The organism is Neorhizobium sp. DAR64872/K0K18, assembly GCF_050500175.1.
GTDB classification, from domain to species: domain Bacteria; phylum Pseudomonadota; class Alphaproteobacteria; order Rhizobiales; family Rhizobiaceae; genus Neorhizobium; species Neorhizobium soli.
This window is the reverse complement of the sequence record NZ_CP191446.1, coordinates 90353-110832: the sequence shown is the minus strand read 5'-3', so window position 1 is coordinate 110832 and position 20480 is coordinate 90353. Positions and strand designations below refer to the sequence as shown.

19 protein-coding genes and 1 other RNA gene are annotated in these 20480 nt (G+C 60.9%); 13 read left to right on the top strand and 7 right to left on the bottom strand.

Translation table 11 applies throughout. The features are described 5' to 3' along the window. Nucleotides 1-52 precede the first annotated feature (52 nt). A complete protein-coding gene (locus ACQY1P_RS05915; RefSeq protein WP_430255661.1) occupies nt 53-256 on the bottom strand; it encodes a hypothetical protein in 204 nt (67 codons plus the stop codon). A 240-nt stretch (nt 257-496) separates the two neighbouring features. On the opposite strand from ACQY1P_RS05915, the gene ACQY1P_RS05910 reads away from it, so the two are divergent. The 4 genes from ACQY1P_RS05910 to ACQY1P_RS05895 all read left to right on the top strand — a co-directional run bounded on the left by ACQY1P_RS05910 (nt 497) and on the right by ACQY1P_RS05895 (nt 7719). Further along, a complete protein-coding gene (locus ACQY1P_RS05910; protein ID WP_430255659.1) occupies nt 497-3058 on the top strand; it encodes a PBP1A family penicillin-binding protein in 2562 nt (853 codons plus the stop codon). 194 nt (nt 3059-3252) lie between these two features. After that, nucleotides 3253-5154 carry a molecular chaperone DnaK gene (gene dnaK, locus ACQY1P_RS05905; RefSeq protein ID WP_062578609.1) on the top strand — a complete coding sequence of 634 codons (1902 nt, stop codon included), beginning with the start codon at nt 3253-3255 and terminating at the stop codon, nt 5152-5154. A 94-nt stretch (nt 5155-5248) separates the two neighbouring features. Then, nucleotides 5249-6385 carry a molecular chaperone DnaJ gene (gene dnaJ / locus ACQY1P_RS05900; protein WP_430255657.1) on the top strand — a complete coding sequence of 379 codons (1137 nt, stop codon included), beginning with the start codon at nt 5249-5251 and terminating at the stop codon, nt 6383-6385. 155 nt (nt 6386-6540) lie between these two features. Beyond that, nucleotides 6541-7719: a low temperature requirement protein A gene (locus tag ACQY1P_RS05895; RefSeq protein WP_062578606.1), complete on the top strand. Its 1179-nt coding sequence runs from the start codon at nt 6541-6543 to the stop codon at nt 7717-7719. Between the two features lie 3 nt (nt 7720-7722). Here the strand turns inward: ACQY1P_RS05895 and ACQY1P_RS05890 are convergent, their stop codons facing one another. Then, on the bottom strand, nt 7723-7929 hold the full coding sequence (locus ACQY1P_RS05890) for a SlyX family protein (protein ID WP_430255655.1): 207 nt from the start codon (nt 7927-7929) through the stop codon (nt 7723-7725). 197 nt (nt 7930-8126) lie between these two features. Between ACQY1P_RS05890 and recF the strand changes: the two genes are divergently transcribed. Genes recF through ACQY1P_RS05875 form a run of 3 tightly spaced genes read left to right on the top strand, consistent with a single transcriptional unit; the run spans nt 8127 to nt 10547 of the window. Continuing rightward, a complete protein-coding gene (recF, locus tag ACQY1P_RS05885; RefSeq protein ID WP_430255653.1) occupies nt 8127-9251 on the top strand; it encodes a DNA replication/repair protein RecF in 1125 nt (374 codons plus the stop codon). A 37-nt stretch (nt 9252-9288) separates the two neighbouring features. Then, nucleotides 9289-10077 (top strand): molybdopterin-synthase adenylyltransferase MoeB, encoded by a 789-nt coding sequence (gene moeB, locus ACQY1P_RS05880; protein ID WP_430255651.1) that lies wholly within the window; start codon nt 9289-9291, stop codon nt 10075-10077. Beyond that, nucleotides 10074-10547: a GNAT family N-acetyltransferase gene (locus ACQY1P_RS05875; RefSeq protein WP_430255649.1), complete on the top strand. Its 474-nt coding sequence runs from the start codon at nt 10074-10076 to the stop codon at nt 10545-10547. The genes moeB and ACQY1P_RS05875 overlap by 4 nt, the downstream gene beginning before the upstream one ends. A 6-nt stretch (nt 10548-10553) precedes the next feature. On the opposite strand, the gene ACQY1P_RS05870 is transcribed toward ACQY1P_RS05875, so the two are convergent. Further along, the gene (locus tag ACQY1P_RS05870) at nt 10554-11558 is read right to left on the bottom strand and encodes a 2-hydroxyacid dehydrogenase (RefSeq protein WP_092663971.1); all 1005 of its coding nucleotides are present in this window, start codon (nt 11556-11558) and stop codon (nt 10554-10556) included. Nucleotides 11559-11722: 164 nt separating this feature from the next. Between ACQY1P_RS05870 and ACQY1P_RS05865 the strand changes: the two genes are divergently transcribed. Further along, nucleotides 11723-12265, top strand: coding sequence for an SH3 domain-containing protein (locus ACQY1P_RS05865; RefSeq protein WP_062454187.1), 543 nt, complete (start codon nt 11723-11725; stop codon nt 12263-12265). Here ACQY1P_RS05865 and ACQY1P_RS05860 read toward each other — a convergent pair. After that, a complete protein-coding gene (locus ACQY1P_RS05860) occupies nt 12258-13250 on the bottom strand; it encodes an adenosine kinase (protein WP_062578597.1) in 993 nt (330 codons plus the stop codon). The genes ACQY1P_RS05865 and ACQY1P_RS05860 overlap by 8 nt on opposite strands. Before the next feature lie 349 nt (nt 13251-13599). Here ACQY1P_RS05860 and ACQY1P_RS05855 point away from each other — a divergent pair, with 349 nt between their 5' ends. Continuing rightward, complete coding sequence (locus tag ACQY1P_RS05855) at nt 13600-14544, top strand: AEC family transporter (RefSeq protein WP_325263721.1); 945 nt, start codon at nt 13600-13602, stop codon at nt 14542-14544. A 25-nt stretch (nt 14545-14569) separates the two neighbouring features. On the opposite strand, the gene ACQY1P_RS05850 is transcribed toward ACQY1P_RS05855, so the two are convergent. Then, on the bottom strand, nt 14570-15157 hold the full coding sequence (locus ACQY1P_RS05850; RefSeq protein WP_062454190.1) for a c-type cytochrome: 588 nt from the start codon (nt 15155-15157) through the stop codon (nt 14570-14572). Nucleotides 15158-15307: 150 nt separating this feature from the next. Here ACQY1P_RS05850 and ACQY1P_RS05845 point away from each other — a divergent pair, with 150 nt between their 5' ends. Continuing rightward, nucleotides 15308-16066 carry a 3-deoxy-manno-octulosonate cytidylyltransferase gene (locus ACQY1P_RS05845; protein WP_062454191.1) on the top strand — a complete coding sequence of 253 codons (759 nt, stop codon included), beginning with the start codon at nt 15308-15310 and terminating at the stop codon, nt 16064-16066. 12 nt (nt 16067-16078) lie between these two features. Beyond that, nucleotides 16079-16942, top strand: coding sequence for a prephenate dehydratase (locus ACQY1P_RS05840; RefSeq protein WP_062454192.1), 864 nt, complete (start codon nt 16079-16081; stop codon nt 16940-16942). Nucleotides 16943-16960: 18 nt separating this feature from the next. Here the strand turns inward: ACQY1P_RS05840 and nudC are convergent, their stop codons facing one another. Both nudC and ACQY1P_RS05830 read right to left on the bottom strand, forming a co-directional pair. Beyond that, nucleotides 16961-17917 (bottom strand): NAD(+) diphosphatase, encoded by a 957-nt coding sequence (nudC, locus tag ACQY1P_RS05835; RefSeq protein ID WP_430255646.1) that lies wholly within the window; start codon nt 17915-17917, stop codon nt 16961-16963. After that, nucleotides 17914-18324, bottom strand: coding sequence for an HIT domain-containing protein (locus ACQY1P_RS05830; protein ID WP_209902757.1), 411 nt, complete (start codon nt 18322-18324; stop codon nt 17914-17916). The genes nudC and ACQY1P_RS05830 overlap by 4 nt, the downstream gene beginning before the upstream one ends. Nucleotides 18325-18409: 85 nt before the next feature. Here ACQY1P_RS05830 and ffs point away from each other — a divergent pair. Both ffs and ACQY1P_RS05820 read left to right on the top strand, forming a co-directional pair. Then, an RNA gene (ffs, locus tag ACQY1P_RS05825) (signal recognition particle sRNA small type) lies at nt 18410-18506 on the top strand. Nucleotides 18507-18582: 76 nt separating this feature from the next. Continuing rightward, a complete protein-coding gene (locus ACQY1P_RS05820) occupies nt 18583-20460 on the top strand; it encodes a DNA polymerase III subunit gamma/tau (protein ID WP_430255643.1) in 1878 nt (625 codons plus the stop codon). Nucleotides 20461-20480: the final 20 nt, after the last annotated feature.

The window sequence follows — 20480 nt, the reverse complement described above, 5'->3', positions numbered from 1 at the left end:
GGGCATGCAGCGCCGCCGTAGCGGGTCTGCGGGCAATCAGGCCGCCGAGCCTCTACATGAGCTGCAACTTCGACAGCGCCTCTCGCGTCAGAAACACATCGGTGTTTCCAGCCTCATAGGCCGGATGACTGAATTCAAACATGCCGCTGGAAAAGACGCCGTTATATGGCATCTCGAGCGCCTGCTTGACGCTGACGAGACCGACCGGAACACGCCGGTCGCCATTGATGACCACAGCCTCAACGATCCTGTTCATGCACTCCCCTCCTCCAAGGTGGAACTCAAACCGATCCGACAGGCGAATTACCGTATATAGAAAGCAACTGTTTTACGTAGAAATCCAGCCTTTTTTAGGCGGCACTCATATTAAATAGCGTCCGATCGGATTTTACATCTCCTTAAATCGCCGCATTTACACTGCAGCGAGATAACTCGGGCGAAAATTTGTGAGAACAGCGCATTCAGGATGCGCGTAACGGGGATATGCCGGCTCATCATGGCAGCCAGAAAATCGGACAAACGCGTCGAACCGTCTTTTGGCGGATCGCAGGACAAAGATGACTTCCGTCTCGACGCGGACGACCGCATCATTGGCAATGGACGCTCCACCCGGCGTGCGCGGAAGGCCGATGACGACTACGACGATCTCCCGCCCCGCAAGACACGCAAGCAGTCCGACCCGTCCAACGACCGCGACAGGTCTTCGCGCAAGGCATCGTCAAATCGCGGTGGCGACAATGGTGGCTTCTTCGCGCCCCTGAAACGACTGGTTTACTGGTGCGTCGTCCTGTCGATCTGGGCAGCGATCGGCATCGGTGGACTTGTTCTCTACTACGGCGCGCAGATGCCGTCTGCCAGCAGCTGGACCATTCCAGACCGTCCGCCAAACATGAAGATCACCTCGACCGATGGGTCGGTGATCGCCAACCGCGGCACGACCGGTGGCGAGGCGCTGGCGCTGGAAGACATGTCGCCCTACCTGCCCCAGGCCGTCATGTCGATCGAGGATCGGCGCTTCTATTCCCATTTTGGCGTCGATCCGCTGGGTCTGGCGCGCGCCTTCGTCAACAACCTGACAGGCCAGCCGATCCAGGGCGGTTCGACGATCACCCAGCAGCTTGCCAAGAACCTGTTCCTCTCCCCGGATCGCACGTTCGAGCGCAAGATCCAGGAAGTGCTCTTGTCCTTCTGGCTGGAGACGAAATTCACCAAGGACCAGATCCTGGCGATGTACCTCAACCGGGTGTACTTCGGCGCGAACGCCTATGGTGTCGAGGCCGCTTCGCGTCGCTACTTCAACAAGTCGGCACGGGACGTCAACCTCGGTGAGGCGGCAACGCTTGCGGGTCTTTTGAAGGCGCCCTCGCGGCTTTCGCCTGCCAGAGATCCGAAAGCGGCCGAAGAGCGGGCACAGGTCGTTCTCGGGACGATGCGGGAAGAAGGCTACATCACTGACAGCGACCTCAAGACCGCGATGGCGCAGCCGCCTTCCAACGCCAAGAGCTCCTGGAACGGCGCCCAGCACTACGCCGCAGACATGGTGGTCGATGAGGTCAAGCGTCTGATCGGGGAGCCGAAGGTCGATGTCGTCGTCGAGACCACCGTCGATCTGCGTCTTGAGGAAGCCGCCGAAAAGGCTTTGAAAGACGTGCTCAACAAGGAAGGCGGCAAGCTGAACGCCTCGCAGGCGGCGCTTGTGTCCGTTGATGCGACCGGCGCCATCCGCGCAATGGTGGGCGGCCGCGATTACGCCCAAAGCCAGTTCAACCGGGCCGTCAAGGCCAAGCGCCAGCCAGGCTCCGCGTTCAAGCCGTTCGTCTATGCCTCGGCTCTCGAAGCGGGCTACAATCCGGACACGATCGTCAACGACGCGCCTGTCCGCATCGGCAACTGGACGCCGGAGAATTACGAAAAGGAATACAAGGGGCCGGTTCCGCTTTCCTATGCGATGGCCCATTCGCTCAACACCGTCGCCGCTCAACTGGTGGTGGCGGTGGGGCCTGAAAAGGTCGTGTCGATGGCGCATCGGCTCGGCGTCGATTCCGACATCCAGCCGAACGCTTCAATTGCGCTCGGGACATCGGAAGTCTCGCTGACGGAGCTCACCTCGTCCTATGCAGCCTTCATGAACGGCGGCTACAAGGCGACGCCTTATATCGTGAAGCGGATTGCCGATACGGACGGCAAGGTTCTCTATGAGGCCGATTACACCAACCCGCCGCGGGTTCTCAGCGCGCCAGTTGCGGCTGCCATGAACAGCATGATGTCGGGCGTCGTCCGTGACGGCACCGGCCGGGCCGCGCGCCTCGACGGCTGGCAGGTTGCCGGCAAGTCCGGGACGACCCAGTCGTTCCGCGATGCGCTGTTCGTCGGTTATACCAGCATCATGACGACAGGGATCTGGTTCGGCAACGACGACGGCGCCTTCATGAAAAAGGTGACTGGTGGCGGCCTGCCGGCAAAAGCCTGGAAGGAATACATGACGGTGGCGATGAAGGGCTATACCCCGACGCCACTGTTCGGTTTCAACAGCGGCCTTCAGCTGCCACCGCCCGTCGAGGAAGAACAATCGCCATCGACATCGATTGGCGACATCATTTCCGGCATCATACCGGGGGCGAGCGATCAGCGTGAAGCGCCTGCGCCGGATAATTTTCCGCCAGCTCCGCGTGCGCCGGTCCAGCAGGCGGCACCTCGTGGAGAAGCCTCTCTCGAACAGCCGGCACGCAGGCCTCCGCCCGCGACGCGCCAGCAAGTCCAGCCTGCCACCCCGGGCCAGCCCGATTGCGCCTATGGTGACAACGCGGTCTGCAACACCGGGACGGTTTATGACAACAGACCGCCGCCGCGACAGTATCGCGAAGGCGGTTCTGCCAACCGGGCGCAACCCGGAGAGTACAGGGATTACCGCGAATATCGTGCCCCTTACGATAGCCAGGCACCGGTGCCGCCCGGCGATGTCGGCGGCCGCCCGATGCCGCCTTCGGACGTCGGACAAGTCTACCAGCCGCAGGAAACGCGTCGCACGACGCTGTACGATATCCTCATGGGCCAGTAGCCCGTTAGAAAGACAGAAGGAAAATTGCATTTTTTTGCGTGAATGCAGGCGAATTCCCGCCTTGCAGTCCGAAAAACCCGTCCTTATATACCCCGCATGACAGCAGCCGGTGCTGCGAAAATTCCCAGTCGAGGAACTGTCAAAGGAATGCCTTTCACGGGGTTCCGACAGTTCGCTTAAAGGAGAGAGAAGATATGGCAAAAGTAATTGGCATCGACCTTGGCACTACCAACTCCTGCGTCGCCATCATGGACGGCAAGGATTCCAAAGTCATCGAGAATGCGGAAGGCGCGCGCACGACGCCGTCCATGGTCGCATTTTCTGACGACGGCGAACGTCTCGTCGGTCAGCCGGCCAAGCGCCAGGCTGTAACCAACCCAACCAATACGCTTTTCGCAGTGAAGCGCCTTATCGGCCGCCGCTACGAAGACCCGACCGTTGAGAAGGACAAGGGCCTCGTACCCTTCGACATCGTCAAGGGCGACAACGGCGACGCTTGGGTGAAGGCTCAGGACAAGGCCTACTCTCCGGCCCAGATCTCCGCGATGATCCTTCAGAAGATGAAGGAAACCGCAGAAGCCTATCTCGGCGAGAAGGTCACGCAGGCCGTCATCACGGTTCCCGCATACTTCAACGATGCCCAGCGCCAGGCAACCAAGGATGCCGGCCGCATTTCGGGTCTTGAAGTTCTGCGCATCATCAACGAGCCGACGGCTGCAGCACTTGCCTACGGCCTCGACAAGAAGGAAGGCAAGACGATTGCCGTTTACGACTTGGGCGGCGGCACGTTCGATATCTCGGTTCTCGAAATCGGCGATGGCGTCTTCGAAGTGAAGTCGACCAACGGTGACACCTTCCTCGGTGGTGAAGACTTCGACATGCGTCTCGTCGAATATCTCGCAAACGAGTTCAAGAAGGAAAACGGCATCGACCTGAAGAACGACAAGCTCGCTCTGCAGCGCCTCAAGGAAGCATCCGAGAAGGCAAAGATCGAACTGTCGTCGTCGCAGCAGACCGAAATCAACCTGCCGTTCATCACGGCCGATGCTTCCGGTCCGAAGCACCTGACCTTGAAGCTGACCCGCTCGAAGTTCGAAAGCCTGGTCGACGATCTCGTCCAGCGCACTGTCGCACCGTGCAAGGCAGCCTTGAAGGATGCCGGCGTGACTGCCGCTGAAATCGACGAAGTCGTTCTGGTCGGCGGCATGAGCCGCATGCCGAAGGTACAGGAAGTCGTCAAGCAGCTGTTCGGCAAGGAGCCGCACAAGGGCGTCAACCCGGATGAAGTGGTTGCCATGGGCGCCGCGATCCAGGGCGGCGTTCTGCAGGGCGACGTCAAAGACGTTCTCCTTCTCGACGTGACCCCGCTGTCGCTCGGCATCGAAACGCTCGGTGGCGTCTTTACCCGCCTGATCGACCGCAACACGACGATCCCGACGAAGAAGTCGCAGACCTTCTCTACCGCCGACGATAACCAGTCGGCCGTGACGATCCGCGTTTCGCAGGGCGAGCGTGAAATGGCGCAGGACAACAAGCTGCTTGGTCAGTTCGACCTCGTCGGTCTGCCGCCGGCTCCGCGCGGCATGCCGCAGATCGAAGTCACGTTCGACATCGACGCCAACGGCATTGTCCAGGTTTCGGCCAAGGACAAGGGTACCGGCAAGGAACAGCAGATCCGCATCCAGGCATCTGGTGGTCTGTCCGACGCCGACATCGAGAAGATGGTCAAGGACGCCGAGGCGAACGCCGAAACCGACAAGAAGCGTCGTGCCGGTGTGGAAGCCAAGAATCAGGCCGAAAGCCTCATTCATTCCAGCGAGAAGTCGCTGGCTGAATATGGCGACAAGGTAACCGAGACCGACCGCAAGGCGATCGAGGATGCCATTGCCGCGCTCAAGGCTTCTGTCGAGGCTCCCGAGCCTGATGCAGACGATATCCAGGCGAAGACCCAGACCCTCATGGAAACATCCATGAAGCTTGGTCAGGCCATCTATGAGGCCCAGCAGGCTGATGGTGGCGCTGCCGAAGCCGGCAAGGACGACGGTGTCGTCGATGCCGACTACGAGGAAATCAAGGACGACAAGAAGTCGGCCTAAGTCTGGCTCCGTTGACGGATACCGCTAGATAGTCGACTAAGATATCCGGCTGCCATCGTGCAGCCGGAACCCTTTCTGGAGCCGGTTACCGCTTATGGCTAAAGCAGATTTTTACGAAACGCTGGGTGTCGGCAAATCCGCTGACGAGAAGGAGCTGAAAAGCGCCTTCCGTAAGCTTGCGATGAAATACCATCCCGACAAGAACCCCGGCGATGCGGAAGCTGAGAAGAAATTCAAGGAGATCGGCGAAGCTTACGAGACGCTGAAGGATCCCCAGAAGCGCGCGGCCTACGATCGCTTCGGTCATGCTGCCTTCGAACAGGGTGGCATGGGCGGCGGCGGTGGCGGCTTCTCCGGCGGCGCAGGAGCAGGTGGCTTCTCCGACATTTTCGAAGACATTTTCGGCGACATGATGGGCGGCGGCCGTGCGCGCCGGTCCTCCGGCGGTCGCGAACGTGGCGCCGATCTTCGCTACAATATGGAGATCACCCTCGACGAGGCCTATGCCGGCAAGACGGCGCAGATCCGGGTTCCGTCCTCGATCACCTGTGACGTCTGTTCGGGTTCGGGCGCCAAGCCCGGCACCCAGCCGAAGACCTGCGGCACCTGCCAGGGGTCCGGGCGCGTCCGTGCATCCCAGGGCTTCTTCTCGGTTGAGCGGACCTGCCCGACCTGTCATGGCCGCGGACAGACCATCACCGATCCGTGCACCAAGTGCCACGGCCAGGGTCGCGTCACCGAAGAGCGTTCGCTGTCGGTAAACATTCCATCGGGCATCGAAGACGGCACGCGCATTCGCCTGCAGGGCGAAGGCGAAGCCGGTGCGCGCGGTGGCCCAACCGGGGATCTCTACATCTTCCTGTCGGTCCGACCGCACGAGTTCTTCCAGCGTGATGGCGCCGATCTCTACTGCGCCGTGCCGATCTCCATGACGACGGCAGCGCTTGGCGGCACGTTCGATGTCGGGACGCTGGATGGATCGAAGTCACGTGTGACCGTTCCTGAGGGCACACAGGCCGGCAGGCAGTTCCGCCTCAAGGGCAAGGGAATGCCGGTGCTGCGGTCTTCGCAGACGGGCGATCTCTACATCCAGATCCAGATCGAGACGCCGCAGAAGCTGACCAAGCGCCAGCGCGAGCTGCTGCAGGAGTTCGAGGACATCTCGTCCAAGGAGAACAATCCGGAATCGACGGGCTTCTTTGCCCGGATGAAGGAATTCTTCGACACCTGATGGCTGTCACAAAGACGAAGATTGCAAAACGCCGGCCCTGCGCCGGCGTTTTTCTTCGTTAAAACCCTTATAGACACCGCAATCTGCCCAGCCATTATTATAGAGCTGAACAAGCCCGCTCTGTAGTTGCGGGACTGAAACAATCGAGACCAGACATGACGGACGGTAAACACTACTGGCTTCGCAAAGACGACAAGCAGGCGACCAAGGCCAACTTCCCGGAACTGTTCTTCGACCTGGTCTTCGTCTTCGCCTTCATCCAGTTGTCAGAAACGCTGGCCGCGGATTTCTCGCTCGGGATCGCCGCCGAAGCGCTGATTTTCATCTTCGCGCTCTGGTGGGTCTGGATCCACACGACCTGGGTCACCAATCTTCTCGATGCCGAAATAGAGCCGGTGCGGATCCTGCTGTTCGGCCTGATGTTTCTCGGCGTCATTCTGGCAATTGCCCTGCCGAGGGCGTTTCAGGACATGGGCCTGACCTTCGCACTCGCCTATTCGGCCATGCAGATCATCCGATCGCTGTTTGCCCTCTACGCCTTCCGACACGCCGATCGGGCCTCCTATGTCACCTTCCAGCGGATCACCGTCTGGCTTTCGGTTTCAAGCGCTTTGTGGATCGCCGGCGGCCTCAGTGAACAGTCCGTCCGGGTGTATTTCTGGATCGCTGCGCTGGCGATCGAATATATCGCACCGATCTTACGGTACCGGGTGCCCGGGCTAGGTGCCGCACCTGCGGAAACGCTTGACATCAACGGCGAGCATATGGCCGAACGCTGCGCGCTGTTCGTCATCATCGCACTTGGGGAAACGATCCTCACCACGGGCAAGAATGCGTCCAGTCATCTGGAAAGCAGCTTGACGCCACTCGTGTTGTTTGTAGCCTTCCTTTCGACCGTGCTGATGTGGTGGATCTACTTCCATGACGGGCAGGAAAAGGCAGCCGACAAGGCGGAAGAAAGTTCAGAGCCACAGGCGACCGCGAATCATCTTTTCACCTACGGTCACCTGCCGATTATCGCTGGCATCATCCTTACTGCAGTCGGTGAAGACTTCGCGCTGTCGCATGCGCACGAGCATGCAACGCTTGCTCAGGCTTTCGCGCTTCTGGGCGGTCCGATCCTGTTCTTAAGCGGCATGATCTGGGTAAAGACGCATTCGACAAAGCATGTGCCATGGTCGCATTGCGCCGGCATTGCCGTCCTTGTTGCCTGCTTTCTGCTTGTTGCGAGCCTGACAACCGTCCACATCCAGATGCTTGCGACGGGTTCGCTTCTGGCCGTCGCAATCTGGGAATATGTGGCCCTGAGGCGCTTTGCCCGCGCCGCGGCGTGAGGCTCAGTAGTGTGGCGGGCGTGTGTTGGCCGGCGCTTCCAGCGAGGTTTCCTCGAGGGACAGAAAGCGTACGGTCAGCCGGTCGAGCTTCGCGCGGGTCTGCTCGACGACCTTCCACTGCTCGGCAAGCTGGTCGGACAGTTCCTCGATGACCTTGGCCTGATGCGCCGCCAATTCCTCCAGCTTCAAAATTCTATCGTCGTCGGTCACACTATTCACTCGCACTCGATTTCGGGCCGTCGCCGGATCCTTCCGGCTGAGGCTTTCTCCGAGACTACAGCGTTTGGAGCGGGAAGAAAACGGCGGGCACGGCCTGCAACTCGCTAAGGGTGATGTCAGTTACAGACCTGCGCTTGCCTTCTTGGCGCGAAGTCCTTAGCTCCTACGTGGAAACAACGCGATACAAGATGGCGCAAAAGACTTTCCTTTCCCGGCTGAAGCTGACCGACTTCCGGAATTACCCCCAGGCTTCGCTCGATCTCGACGGCCGGCATGTCGTCCTGACCGGCGAGAATGGTGCGGGTAAGACCAACCTTCTGGAAGCCGTGTCCTTCCTGTCTCCGGGCCGTGGCCTGCGCCGCGCCGTGCTGAGCGATGTCACGCGCGTCGGTGCTGCCGCTGGTTTCAGCGTCTTTGCGGATGTGGACGGGATGGAGGGCGAGGTTTCGCTCGGCACCGGCATCGAAGCGAATGACGGCGACGGTGTCAGCCGTAAGCTCCGGATCAACGGCACGCCGGCAAAATCGACCGAAGAACTCTCGGACCATCTGCGCGCCCTGTGGCTTACGCCGGCTATGGATGGGCTGTTCACCGGCCCCTCGGCCGACCGCCGCCGCTTTCTCGACCGACTGGTTCTCTCGCTCGATGCAGGTCACGGCCGGCGGGCGGGCGATTTTGAGCGGGCCATGCGCAGCCGCAACCGGTTGCTGTCCGAAGGCCGGTTCGATCCCGCGTGGCTTTCCGCAATCGAGGCGCAGATGGCGGGTCTCGGTATATCCATGGCGGCGGCCCGGCACGAGATGCTGGGACTGCTGAAGACGCTGTCTGCCAATCTCGGCGACACGCCGTTTCCAACGCCCGATCTTTCGCTGGAAGGGTTCCTGGACGGCGCCATGGATCGGCCAGCGGCGGACCTGGAAGATGAATACCTGGCGATGCTTTCGTCAGGGCGCGGCCGCGACGCGGCGGCAGGCCGGACATTGGACGGGCCGCACCGTGTCGACCTAACAGTTCGTCACCGCGAGAAGGACATCGAGGCTTCGCGCTGTTCGACCGGGGAGCAGAAAGCCCTGCTGATCGGGCTCGTGCTTGCCCATGCCCGCCTGACGGCGGATATGACTGGCCATGCGCCGATCCTGCTTCTGGACGAGATTGCAGCACATCTGGACGAGGGACGGCGCGCGACATTGTTCGATCTCGTGCATGGACTGGGCGGGCAGGCCTTCATGACCGGCACCGATCGCCACATGTTTGCAGCGCTTGCTGATCGGGCGCAGTTCCTGACCGTTTCCCATGGCGGCATTAGCCGCTGAACCTGCTTACACTCGATTGCCGCGGTGCTATGATCCCATGATGGAAAACCAGAATTCGGACGCGCTCCGTCCAGATGAAATCGAGCGCTATCGCCGCCATATCCTGCTGCCGGAGATCGGCGGTCAGGGCCAGCAGAAGCTCAAGAGCGCACGCGTTCTGGTGATCGGCGCCGGCGGCCTCGGCGCGCCCATTCTCGAATACCTCGCAGCGGCCGGCGTTGGCACGATCGGCATCGTTGACGACGACCGCGTTTCGCTCTCCAACCTGCAGCGACAGGTGATCCACGATACCGGCACGATCGGCGAGATGAAGACACGGAGTGCCCGAGAGGCGATCGCCCGGTTAAACCCGAATACGCGGGTGATCGATTTCGAGGAGCGCTTCTCCGCCGAATGGGCTCAGATGCATCTCTCCCGTTTTCGCCTGCTGATCGACGGCTCGGACAATTTCGACACGCGCTATGCAGCAGCGGACGCGGCGGAAGCGGCCCGCATCCCCTTGGTGACGGGTGCGGTCGGGCGCTTCGACGGATCGGTGACGGTGGTGAAACCTTACGAGGCCGGCGAGGACGGAGAGCTCAACCCCACCTACCGCGACCTCTTTCCCGAGCAGCCGCCGGAAGGCCTTATCCCCGCCTGCGCGGAGACTGGCGTCGTCGGTGCGCTCACCGGCGTGATCGGGACGCTGATGGCGATGGAAGCGATCAAGTTGGTGACAGGGATCGGCGAGCCGCTGGTTAGACGCCTGTTGCTCTACGATGCGCTGGCAACCCGGTTCGATGTGATCAAGTACAAGCGCCGCGGGACACGGACGGCGGCGGAATGACCGAGATCGTTCGCCTCGACGAGAGTTTTACCCGCTGGGAAGACCTGCTGACGCTCATCCTGTCATCCTTCGCCTACATGGACGGCGTGATCGATCCGCCCTCCTCTGCCCACCGGCTCACGCTTGTGTCGCTTGAGCAGAAGGCGCGCGACGAGATTGCGTTCGTCGCGGTGGAAGAGGGACAGCTTGCAGGTTGCGTGTTTCTGAAGCCTGAACCCGGATGTCTCTATGTGGGCAAGCTGGCGATATCGCCTGCGTTCCAGAACCGAGGTCTCGGCCGGCGGCTGCTCTCGGTGGCGGAGGATATCGCGCGGCAACACGGCCTGCCTGCGCTGAGGCTGGAGACGCGCATCGAGCTTACCGGCAATCACGCGACCTTCGAGAAGTGGGGCTTCGTCAGGACGGCCGAGAACGCCCATGCGGGCTATGCCAGAACGACATCGATCGAGATGCAGAAGCCCCTCGCGTAAGAACCGTTAGTTTCGGCCGGGCAGGACCCTGTTCGGTGGGCGATGGCCATCGAAATACGTGCGGATATTGATGATGACCTTGTCGCCCATGTCGATGCGACCTTCGATCGTTGCCGAGCCCATATGCGGCAGCAGAACCACACGCCCTTCGCGCGCAAGCTTGACCAGCTTCGGATTGACGGCCGGTTCGTTCTGATAGACGTCGAGCCCTGCGCCGGCAATTTTTCCGTCACGCAGCAGCTGCACCATCGCTGCCTCGTCGATGATATCGCCGCGGGCGGTGTTGACGATGATCGAACCGGGCTGCAGCAAGGCCAGCCGGCGGGCCGAGAGAAGGTGGAAGGTCGCCGGCGTCGACGGGCAGTTGATCGAGACGATATCGACGCGCGCAAGCATCTGATCGAGGCTGTCCCAATAGGTCGCCTCCAGCTCTTCCTCGGTGGCCGGGCTGACCGGTTTGCGATTGTGATAATGGATGGCGAGGCCGAAGGCCTTGGCCCGGCGCGCCACGGCACTGCCGATGCGGCCCATGCCGACGATGCCGATACGCTTGCCCCAGATCCGCCGGCCGAGCATCCAGGTCGGGCTCCAGCCTTCCCAGTCACCGGGCTTGTCGGTGAGGATCCGCGATCCTTCCGCCAGGCGTCGGTTGACGGCAAGAATCAGCGCCAAGGTCATGTCGGCCGTGTCTTCGGTCAGGACGTTCGGCGTGTTGGTGACCGTGATTCCTTTCTTCGCGGCCGCATCCACATCGATATGATCGGTACCGTTGGAAAAACTGGCGATCAGCTTCAGCTGCGGGCCTGCTTCCGCGATCAGCCCTGCGTCGATCCTATCGGTAACCGTCGGTACCAGCACATCGGCGGTCTTCATAGCAGCGATAAGCTCTTCGCGCGAACGGGGACAATCGTCGATATTGAGCTCTGCGTCGAAAAGCTCGCGCATGCGCGTTTCAACGGCGTCCGGAAGTTTGCGAGTGATGTAAACCTGGGGTTTTTTCTTCGCTGTCATGGTTTCAAAGCCGCATTGCAATCAGCTGCCATTAGGACGTCCTTAACCAAGGTGCGCAATAGTCGAAGGCATCCAGGGCGTTTTCTTAACAGACCCGTCGGCGAAGACAAACAAAACCTCGCATGGACAGGAACGCTTGTGGAATTTCAGCCGGAATGAGATTCATGCGCAGAACATTCTTTACATCCTTCCTTGCAGCCTCGATCGGGCTCCTCACCTGCCTTTCCGGCGCCGACGGCGCACTTGCACAGGGCGTTGCCAAGGGCGCAAGCGGTCTGCCGCTTCCCCGTTTCGTCAGCCTGAAATCGAGAAAGGTGAACATCCGCATCGGTCCGAGCACGGATTATGCGGTGTCATGGATGTACATGAAGTCGGGAACCCCGATGGAAATCATCCAGGAATACGACAACTGGCGCCGTGTTCGCGATGCCGAGGGCACGGAGGGCTGGGTCAACCAGGCCCTGCTATCGGGCGAGCGCACGGCCGTTGCAGCGCCGTGGATGCGCGGCAAGGGCAAGGACATCTATGTCAACATGCGCAACGAACCGCAGCAATCCGCGGGCCTCACTGCAAAGCTCGAGCCCGGCGTGATGATCAAGATCAGCGAATGCAATGGCGACTGGTGCCACGCAGAAGCGAATGGTGCAGAGGGCTGGATCGCCCAGGCGGAAATCTGGGGCGCTTACCCGGGAGAGGCCTTTAAATAAGGCCTCTTTCCTTCGCCGCCTGCGCGAGCGAGACCATCGGCCGCGGCCCGATCTGCTGAATGACGATGGCCGCGACCAGGCAGCCAAGCTTGCCGCAATCCTCAAGCGAACGATCTGCGGTATAGCCGTAGAGAAAGCCGGCGGCGAACAGATCGCCGGCACCGGTCGTATCGACGAGTTCCTCGATGGCATAGGCCGGGATCGCGATCCGCTCCTTGCCACGCACGAGAACCGCACCTTCCTCGCTCAACGTGATGGCCGCCAGCTTGCAATCGTGAGCGATCTTGCCGAGGGCGAGCTCGAAATCGTCCGTCTCGTAGAGCGACAGAAGTTCCTGCTTGTTGGCAAAGACGATATCCACGGTGCCGGATTTCATCAGCTCCAGGAATTCCTCGCGGTAGCGACCGACGCAGAACGGATCCGACAGCGTCATCGAGACTTCACGACCATGCGCATGGGCGATGCGGGCTGCTTCGCGGATCGCATCCTTGGCGCGCGGCGGATCCCACAAGTAACCTTCGAAATAGGTCACTTTCGATTCGGCCACCACGTCTTCCTCGACATGTTCAGGACCGAGTTCGACGCAGGCGCCGAGATAGGTGTTCATCGAACGCTCGCCATCCGGCGTCACGAAAATCATCGAACGGGCGGTCGGTGGATGAACACCGTCAGGCTTTGTTTCGTAGTGGACACCCTGGGCACGGATATCATGCTGGAAAATGGTGCCGAGCTGATCGTTGGCGACCTTGCCGAAATATGCAGCCCTGCCGCCAAGGCTGGCGACGCCTGCTGCCGTATTGCCGGCGGAACCGCCAGAGGCTTCGACCGCAGGCCCCATCTTCGAATAGAGAAGTTCGGCGCGCTCGGCATTGATCAGGTTCATCGCACCCTTGATGATCGCGTTGTCGCCGAGGAACTGATCGTCGCAGCGTGCGAGGATGTCCACGATGGCATTGCCGATGGTTAGCACGTCGAATTTCGGCATCCGGCTCTGATCCTCTTTCGAATGAATGGATGAGAGAACGGGTATTCGCCTTTGGCCATGATTGGAAGCAAAAAACGCTGTCGGCACTAAGGCTTCAGAAATCCGCAGCTGTCATTCTCCCGTCATGGTGAGCCGCTAGATAACGATCATCCGATTGCTGATGTCGACCACGGATGAACTGGCGACGAAGCGTTTGGACACCCCTGGCTGGACCGGGGAAGGAAGCGGGGATCAAGCCCCGCTTTTCTGTTTTCGGCTTTCGCCTGCAACGGGTTTGCGCCCGACGCATTTGTCGTTCAGCCAGATCTGCGCTAGACGCAGATAACAGTCTCCTCCGAAAGCCGCGTCCGTGTCGTCAGTCTTCGCCAATGTGCTGCCCGTCTTCGTCCTGATCCTGATGGGCTGGCTCGCCGCCAAAACCGGGCTTTTGAAGGCCGAAACCGGTGACGCGCTGGGGGAATACGTCTTCAAGATCGCGGTTCCGATGCTGATCTTCCGGACGGTTGCGGACGCCCATTTTGGCGGCGTCTCTCCCTTCGGGCTGTGGAGCGCTTATTTCATTGCCGTTGCCGTCACATGGACGACCGGGCATCTGATGGCCACGCGGTTCTTCGCAAGGGATGCCAAGGTCGGCGTCATCGCGGGCATGTCGAGTGCGTTTGCCAACAACATCTTCATCGGCCTGCCGTTGATCGATCACATGGTTGGCAAGGAAGGGCTTCTTGCCGTCTCGATCCTGCTCGCCATCCATCTGCCGATCATGATGATCGCCGGCTCGATCCTGATGGAGGGGGCAACTGCGCGGGTCGACGGCACACAGAAGCGCACGCTTTCCGTGGTTCTGCGGCAGGTCGCCAGCAACCTGGTCCGCAATCCGCTCGTGATCGCGATCGCGATCGGGATACCGTTCAATCTTCTGGGCTTCTCGATCCCCACGTCCGTGCTGCCTGTCGTCAACCAGATCGCCGCCTCAGCCGGGCCGGTGGCGCTGATTTCAATCGGCATGGCGCTCACCCGTTATCCGATCCGTGGCGATATCAATCTCGCCACGGCCGTTGCAGTCCTGAAGCTTACCCTGATGCCGGCGATCGTGTTCGCCACAAGCCATGCGATCGGGCTGCCGCGGGACTGGGCGGCCGCTCTGGTTTTGACCTCGTCTGTTCCAACGGGCATCAATGCCTGGCTGATTGCCCAGCGGTTCAGGTCCGGACAAAGCCTTGCGGCCTCGACCATCAGCATCACGACAGCGTTCGGCCTTATCACCGTAAGCTTCTGGGGTTGGCTGCTGTCGTGATCGGAATGTCTGCCGCCGGGTGGGATCAGTTCGTCGGGGCGGGAGCGGGTGCAGCGCCGGGTTCAGGCAGTGGCGCAGGGCTATCAGACTGTTCGCGGATATAAGCAAGCAGGTTGCCGCGTTCCTTGTCGTTCTTCAATCCGGCAAAGCCCATCGCTGTCCCCTTCACGTAGGCCTTGGGCGCAACGAGGAAGTGGTTGAGGTGATCGAACGTCCAGGTCTCCGCACCGCCCTTGGAGAAATCCTTCATGGCAGCAGAGTAGGAAAAGCCCTCATGGCTGGCGATCGGACGGTTCACAACACCCCATAGATCGGGACCCACCTTGTTGGGGCCTCCCTTTTCAATGGAGTGACAGCTCTGACACTTCTTGAATACCGTTGCGCCGGCAGCGGCATCGGCACCCGCCATCAGCTGACCAACAGGGACAACTTCCGCGGCACCGCCACCGGCAGCCGCTTCGCCGCCGGCTGGCTCTTCCAGCGCGGCGATTGCAAATCCTTCCTTCTCAGGCGACGGCGAGTGGAAAATCCCCTCCGACGCGATCGATACGGACATCATCACGAAAACCGTGGCAAGCAATGCGCCTACCGACATGTTTACATAGGGATTCATCAGCAAATTCTCCTCACCGGCCCGCCGTCCCAAAGCAGGCACCTTGAATTTGTTTGGAAGCTATGTCTTTTGCAGAGGCCTTGCAACACGATACGCTCGTTCTGCTTGAGACTTTTTGCCACTGCGCAGGCTGGATTGGAAGGTTTTACGATGACTTACACGGCTTTCGACCGAACGCTCGTCCTCATTCCAGCACGAATGGCGTCGACGCGCCTTCCCGGCAAGCCGCTGGCAGACATCGCCGGCCTGCCCATGATCGTGCAGGTCGCAAAGCGCGCCGAGGAGGCCAATGTCGGTCGCATCGTCGTTGCCGTGGACCATCAGGACATTTTCGATGTGGTGAAAGCTGCAGGCTTCGAGGTAGTCATGACCCGCGAAGACCACCAGTCGGGTTCCGATCGGATCTTTGAAGCGCTGACCAAGGCAGACCCCGATGGCAAGGTGGAATACGTCATCAACGTGCAGGGCGACCTGCCGACCGTGGAAGCCGACGTCGTGCGCGCCTCGCTCAAGCCGCTGCTGGACAGCCCGCAGACGGATATCGCCACGCTGACCGTCGAAATCACCGACGAGCACGAGAAGACCAATCCGAATGTGGTCAAGATCGTCGGTTCGCCTCTCTCGGACACGCGGCTGAAGGCGCTCTATTTTACCCGCGCCACAGCTCCTTACGGCAACGGACCGCTTTACCATCATATCGGGCTTTATGCCTATCGCCGCACTGCGCTCGAGAAATTCGTGGCGCTCGGCCCTTCGGTGCTCGAAAAGCGCGAATCACTCGAACAGCTGCGGGCACTTGAAGCCGGCATGCGCATCGATGCCGAAATCGTCGCGTCGGTGCCGCTGGGCGTCGACACGCCGGCCGACCTTGAAAAGGCACGCGCCATCCTCTCCTCCCGCGGTTTGTAACGGATCAGCCTCATGAATGCCTCGACCAACCGCATTTCCTTCCAGGGCGAATTCGGCGCCAATTCCGATATGGCGTCCAGGGACATGTTTCCGGATATGGAACCCCTGCCCTGCCCGACCTTCGAGGATGCGTTCCAGGCGCTGGAGAACGGTGATTCGGATCTCGCGATGATCCCGATCGAAAACACCATCGCCGGCCGTGTTGCCGACATTCACTACCTGCTGCCGGAATCGCGTCTGCATATCGTCGGCGAATATTTCATGCCGATCCGGTTCCAGCTGATGGTGCTGCCGGGTGTGGAGCGCGAGGAGATCCGCACCGTCCACAGCCATATCCACGCGCTTGGCCAGTGCCGCAAGATCATCCGCGCCAATGGCTGGAAGGCCGTTGTTGCCGGCGACACGGCGGGTGCTGCGAAACTGGTCTCCGAAAAGGGCGACCGCTCGATGGCGGCCCTTGCGCCACGGCTTGCGGCCAGCCTCTACGGGCTCGATATTCTGGCTGAAAATGTCGAGGACACGGAAAACAATGTCACTCGTTTCGTGGTTTTGTCGCGCGACGAGAAATGGGTGCAGCGCAACGAGGCGGACGACGTGATCGTCACCACCTTCGTCTTCAACGTGCGCAACATTCCGGCTGCGCTCTACAAGGCGATGGGTGGATTTGCCACCAACGGCATCAACATGACGAAGCTCGAAAGCTATCAGCTGGGCGGCAAGTTCGTGGCGACGCAGTTCTACGCGGATATCGAGGGGCATCCGGACGATGCCCCCGTGCGGCGTGCGCTGGAAGAACTGCGCTTCTTCTCCGAAAAGGTCCGCATTCTCGGGACCTACAAGGGCCATCCGATGCGCGGCGCGCTGCAGAAAGGCTGACGGGCGGAAGCGCTCCTTTCAGCGCTTCCAGTCGATCCAGTCGCGCATCAGCCGATAGGCAATCGCTCCCTTGGCGGGGCCGAACGGCTTGTCATCCGGGCCTGCCTCCAGCATCGCCTGCACCTCGGCGCGCGAAAACCAGCGAACGTCAGACATTTCGTGGGCATCGATGGTGATCTCCGTCGACGTCGCCTCGGCGAAACAGCCGATCATCAGCGAATGCGGCATCGGCCAGGGCTGCGATGCGTGATAGCGCACCCGACCGGTTTCGATCGCTGACTCCTCCAACGTTTCGCGCCTGACGGCCTGTTCGACCGTTTCGCCGGGTTCGACGAAGCCAGCCAGGCAGGAATACATGCCCTCCTGGAAATGATGGCTGCGTCCCAAAAGGCAGCGGTCGTTTTCCTCGTCGATCGTCATCATGATGACGACGGGGTCGGTGCGCGGAAACATCATGTGCTGACACTTCGTGCAGACGCGCTTGTAGCCGCCGATCTTCATTTCGGTGGGCGAGCCGCATTTGCCGCAGAAGATATTGGCGGCATTCCAGTTGAGCAAGGACACGGCCTGGGCGACCTCGCCCTGAAGCTCGTCATCCAGCAGCCCTTCCCGGAAAAGAGCGCGCGCCTCGGTCGGCTTGTAATGGCTTGCAAGCTCTTCATCGGCGATCGTGACCGGGACGGCGACGCGCGGCTCGCCGTTCTGGTGATGGCCGAGCAGCACGGCCCGGTCGAAATCCGGCTTCAGCTCCGCCAGCTCGTAAGCCGCAAACAGCGGATCGAGGATCTGGCCGTCGTGCTTCAGAATGACCCGGCTGCCGGAAAAGGCGAGGATATGGGTGCCATCGACGGACAGCGCCTTCTCGATGCAGTCGTCTTCCCGGTTTTCCGCCTGCCGGTCGAGCTTGTTGCCGGAGAACGCCGTGAGGCTGCTGGGGTCGGGATGGGGTGTATCGGTATCGAATATGCTGCTCATCGGGAAAGCTTTTCCATCAGTCTGTTCATCAGGGCCTGCATCTTTTCGCCATCATACGGTTCTGCGGATCCGTAGCCCCAGATCGGGCCCGGCCAGTTCGCATCGCCTTCGAAGCGGGCAATCACATGAACATGGAGCTGCCGGACGATGTTGCCAAGCGCACCGACATTAATCTTGGTCGCACCCGTTATGGCTTTCAAGGCCGCCGCAACATGATTGACCTCGGCCGACAGGAGCGCCTGATCGGCCTCCGAAAGCTCGAAGATCTCGGTCATGTCGGCCCGCTGCGGCACCATCACCAGCCACGGCCAGCGGCTGTCATTCTGGATCCGCAGCTGGCAGAGATCGAGGGTGGCGATGAGATCGGAGTCCCGCGCAATGCGCCCGTCCAGTTCGAACTCGCTCAAGCATTCCTCCTAATGTTTTTATCTGGTCGTAGTTTTTTACAGGCTTGGCTTGCATTTGGAAGCGTTATTGACGATATGAGCGGTGGGAGGTTGGTGGTGGACGAGCCACTCGCCAACCGGGTCAGGTCCGGAAGGAAGCAGCCCTAACGAGCCAGGCACGGGTCGCCGTGCCAGCCTCCCACCCTCTCATCTTGGTCAGCATCCGGCGCGCTCAGTCTCTGACGGCCGGAATGGCCCGTACAGGCTGGCAGGATTTTCATGAGCGACGACGGGCCGACATATTCCAGCAACCCGACTGCGCCCACGCCTTCCGGCAGTGGCTACCGGGTTCTCGCCCGCAAATACCGTCCCAAGGATTTTTCCGACCTGATGGTCGGCCAGGAGCCGATGGTGAGAACACTCACCAACGCCTTCGAGACCGGCCGCATCGCCCAGGCCTATATGCTGACCGGTGTGCGCGGTGTCGGCAAGACGACGACTGCCCGCATTCTGGCGCGTGCGCTCAATTACAAGACCGCCGAGATCGACCGCCCGACGATCGATCTGCGTATCCCCGGCGAACACTGCCAGGCGATCATGGAAGGTCGGCATGTCGATGTCATCGAGATGGACGCAGCCTCGCACACCGGCATCGACGATATCAGAGAGATCATCGAGCAGGTGCGCTATCGGCCTGTCTCGGCGCGCTACAAAGTCTACATCATCGACGAAGTGCACATGCTCTCCACGCAGGCTTTCAACGGCCTGCTGAAGACGCTCGAAGAGCCGCCGGAACATGTGAAATTCATCTTCGCGACGACGGAAATCCGCAAGGTGCCGATTACCGTTCTGTCGCGCTGCCAGCGCTTTGACCTCCGCCGGATCAGCGCTGCCGATCTGGTTGGCCTGTTCACGACCATCCTTGAAAAGGAAGGCATACCGGCCGAGACCGAGGCGTTGTCGATGATCGCGCGCGCGGCCGAAGGTTCGGCTCGCGACGGACTTTCCCTTCTCGACCAGGCGATTGCCCATGGCGCAGGCCATGTGGTGGCTGATACCGTGCGCGGCATGCTGGGTCTTGCCGACCGCGCCCGCATCGTCGATCTGTTCGAACAGATCGTGCAGGGCGACGTGACGGCTGCCCTTTCCGAATTTACCGCCCAATACGAGGCCGGCGCCAACCCTGTCGTGGTTCTGACCGACCTTGCAGACTTCACCCATCTCGTCACGCGGTTTAAATATATCCCGGAAGCTGCGGACGATCCTTCGCTGAGCGAAGTGGAGCGTGTGCGCGGTCGCGAATTTTCCGAGACGATTGCGGTCAGCACCCTGTCGCGCATCTGGCAGATGCTATTGAAGGGCATTCCGGAAGCGGAGAACTCTTCCCGCCCCGCCGGTGCCGCCGAAATGGTGCTGATCCGCCTGACCCATGCCGCCCACCTTCCCTCACCGGAAGACGCTGCGCGCCGGCTTGCTGACCTTTCCGGTGGCGATGGCCAGCGCAGTGCGCCCAATGGGAACGGCGGGAGCAATGGCGCAGGCCAGACGTCGTCATCGCAGCCGCCGCTCAATGCCCGCGGGATCGATATGCAGTCGCAGCGGATGCCATCCGGTGGACCGACAGCGATGCTCAAGGCCGTGCCGAACGACAATCCGCGCGAGATGCCGGTCGGCCGTGTCGAGGAAAAGCCCGAGCCCAGCGTTGCGGTTCGCTCGCTGGCCGACATCGTCGATCTCTGCTCCAAGAACCGCGACGCGAAGTTGAAGGCACTCGTGCGCAATTTCGTGCGGCTGGTAAAGATCGAGCCGGGCAGGCTCGACATGCGCCTGACCGACGGCGGACCAACAACGCTGCCGGGCGAACTCGGCGTCAAACTGAAGGAATGGACCGGCATCCACTGGATCGTCTCCCTCAGCAAGGAAGACGGTTCGCCGACATTGGTCGAGGCAGAGGGAACCGCGCGCGAAGCGCGGCTGACCGACGCCCGCTCAGACCCGGATGTTGCAGCGATCCTGTCGCAGTTTCCCGGCGCAAAGATCACCGACGTCCGGATCCGCGTGAGCGAGGACGAAATCGATGCAGACGAATTGCCGCCGCCAGCAGTGGTGGAAAGCGCCGAGGGCGATATCCTGCCGGGCGACGACATCGAACTTTAAAAATCAGGAAGAGGAGATCC

Coding starts and splice junctions, on each gene's coding strand:
- ACQY1P_RS05915 (WP_430255661.1), bottom strand. CDS start 256: ATGAACAGGATCGTTGAGGCTGTGGTCATCAATGGCGACCGGCGTGTT.
- ACQY1P_RS05910 (WP_430255659.1), top strand. CDS start 497: ATGGCAGCCAGAAAATCGGACAAACGCGTCGAACCGTCTTTTGGCGGA.
- dnaK (WP_062578609.1), top strand. CDS start 3,253: ATGGCAAAAGTAATTGGCATCGACCTTGGCACTACCAACTCCTGCGTC.
- dnaJ (WP_430255657.1), top strand. CDS start 5,249: ATGGCTAAAGCAGATTTTTACGAAACGCTGGGTGTCGGCAAATCCGCT.
- ACQY1P_RS05895 (WP_062578606.1), top strand. CDS start 6,541: ATGACGGACGGTAAACACTACTGGCTTCGCAAAGACGACAAGCAGGCG.
- recF (WP_430255653.1), top strand. CDS start 8,127: ATGGCGCAAAAGACTTTCCTTTCCCGGCTGAAGCTGACCGACTTCCGG.
- moeB (WP_430255651.1), top strand. CDS start 9,289: ATGATGGAAAACCAGAATTCGGACGCGCTCCGTCCAGATGAAATCGAG.
- ACQY1P_RS05875 (WP_430255649.1), top strand. CDS start 10,074: ATGACCGAGATCGTTCGCCTCGACGAGAGTTTTACCCGCTGGGAAGAC.
- ACQY1P_RS05870 (WP_092663971.1), bottom strand. CDS start 11,558: ATGACAGCGAAGAAAAAACCCCAGGTTTACATCACTCGCAAACTTCCG.
- ACQY1P_RS05865 (WP_062454187.1), top strand. CDS start 11,723: ATGCGCAGAACATTCTTTACATCCTTCCTTGCAGCCTCGATCGGGCTC.
- ACQY1P_RS05860 (WP_062578597.1), bottom strand. CDS start 13,250: ATGCCGAAATTCGACGTGCTAACCATCGGCAATGCCATCGTGGACATC.
- ACQY1P_RS05850 (WP_062454190.1), bottom strand. CDS start 15,157: ATGAATCCCTATGTAAACATGTCGGTAGGCGCATTGCTTGCCACGGTT.
- ACQY1P_RS05845 (WP_062454191.1), top strand. CDS start 15,308: ATGACTTACACGGCTTTCGACCGAACGCTCGTCCTCATTCCAGCACGA.
- ACQY1P_RS05840 (WP_062454192.1), top strand. CDS start 16,079: ATGAATGCCTCGACCAACCGCATTTCCTTCCAGGGCGAATTCGGCGCC.
- nudC (WP_430255646.1), bottom strand. CDS start 17,917: ATGAGCAGCATATTCGATACCGATACACCCCATCCCGACCCCAGCAGC.
- ACQY1P_RS05820 (WP_430255643.1), top strand. CDS start 18,583: ATGAGCGACGACGGGCCGACATATTCCAGCAACCCGACTGCGCCCACG.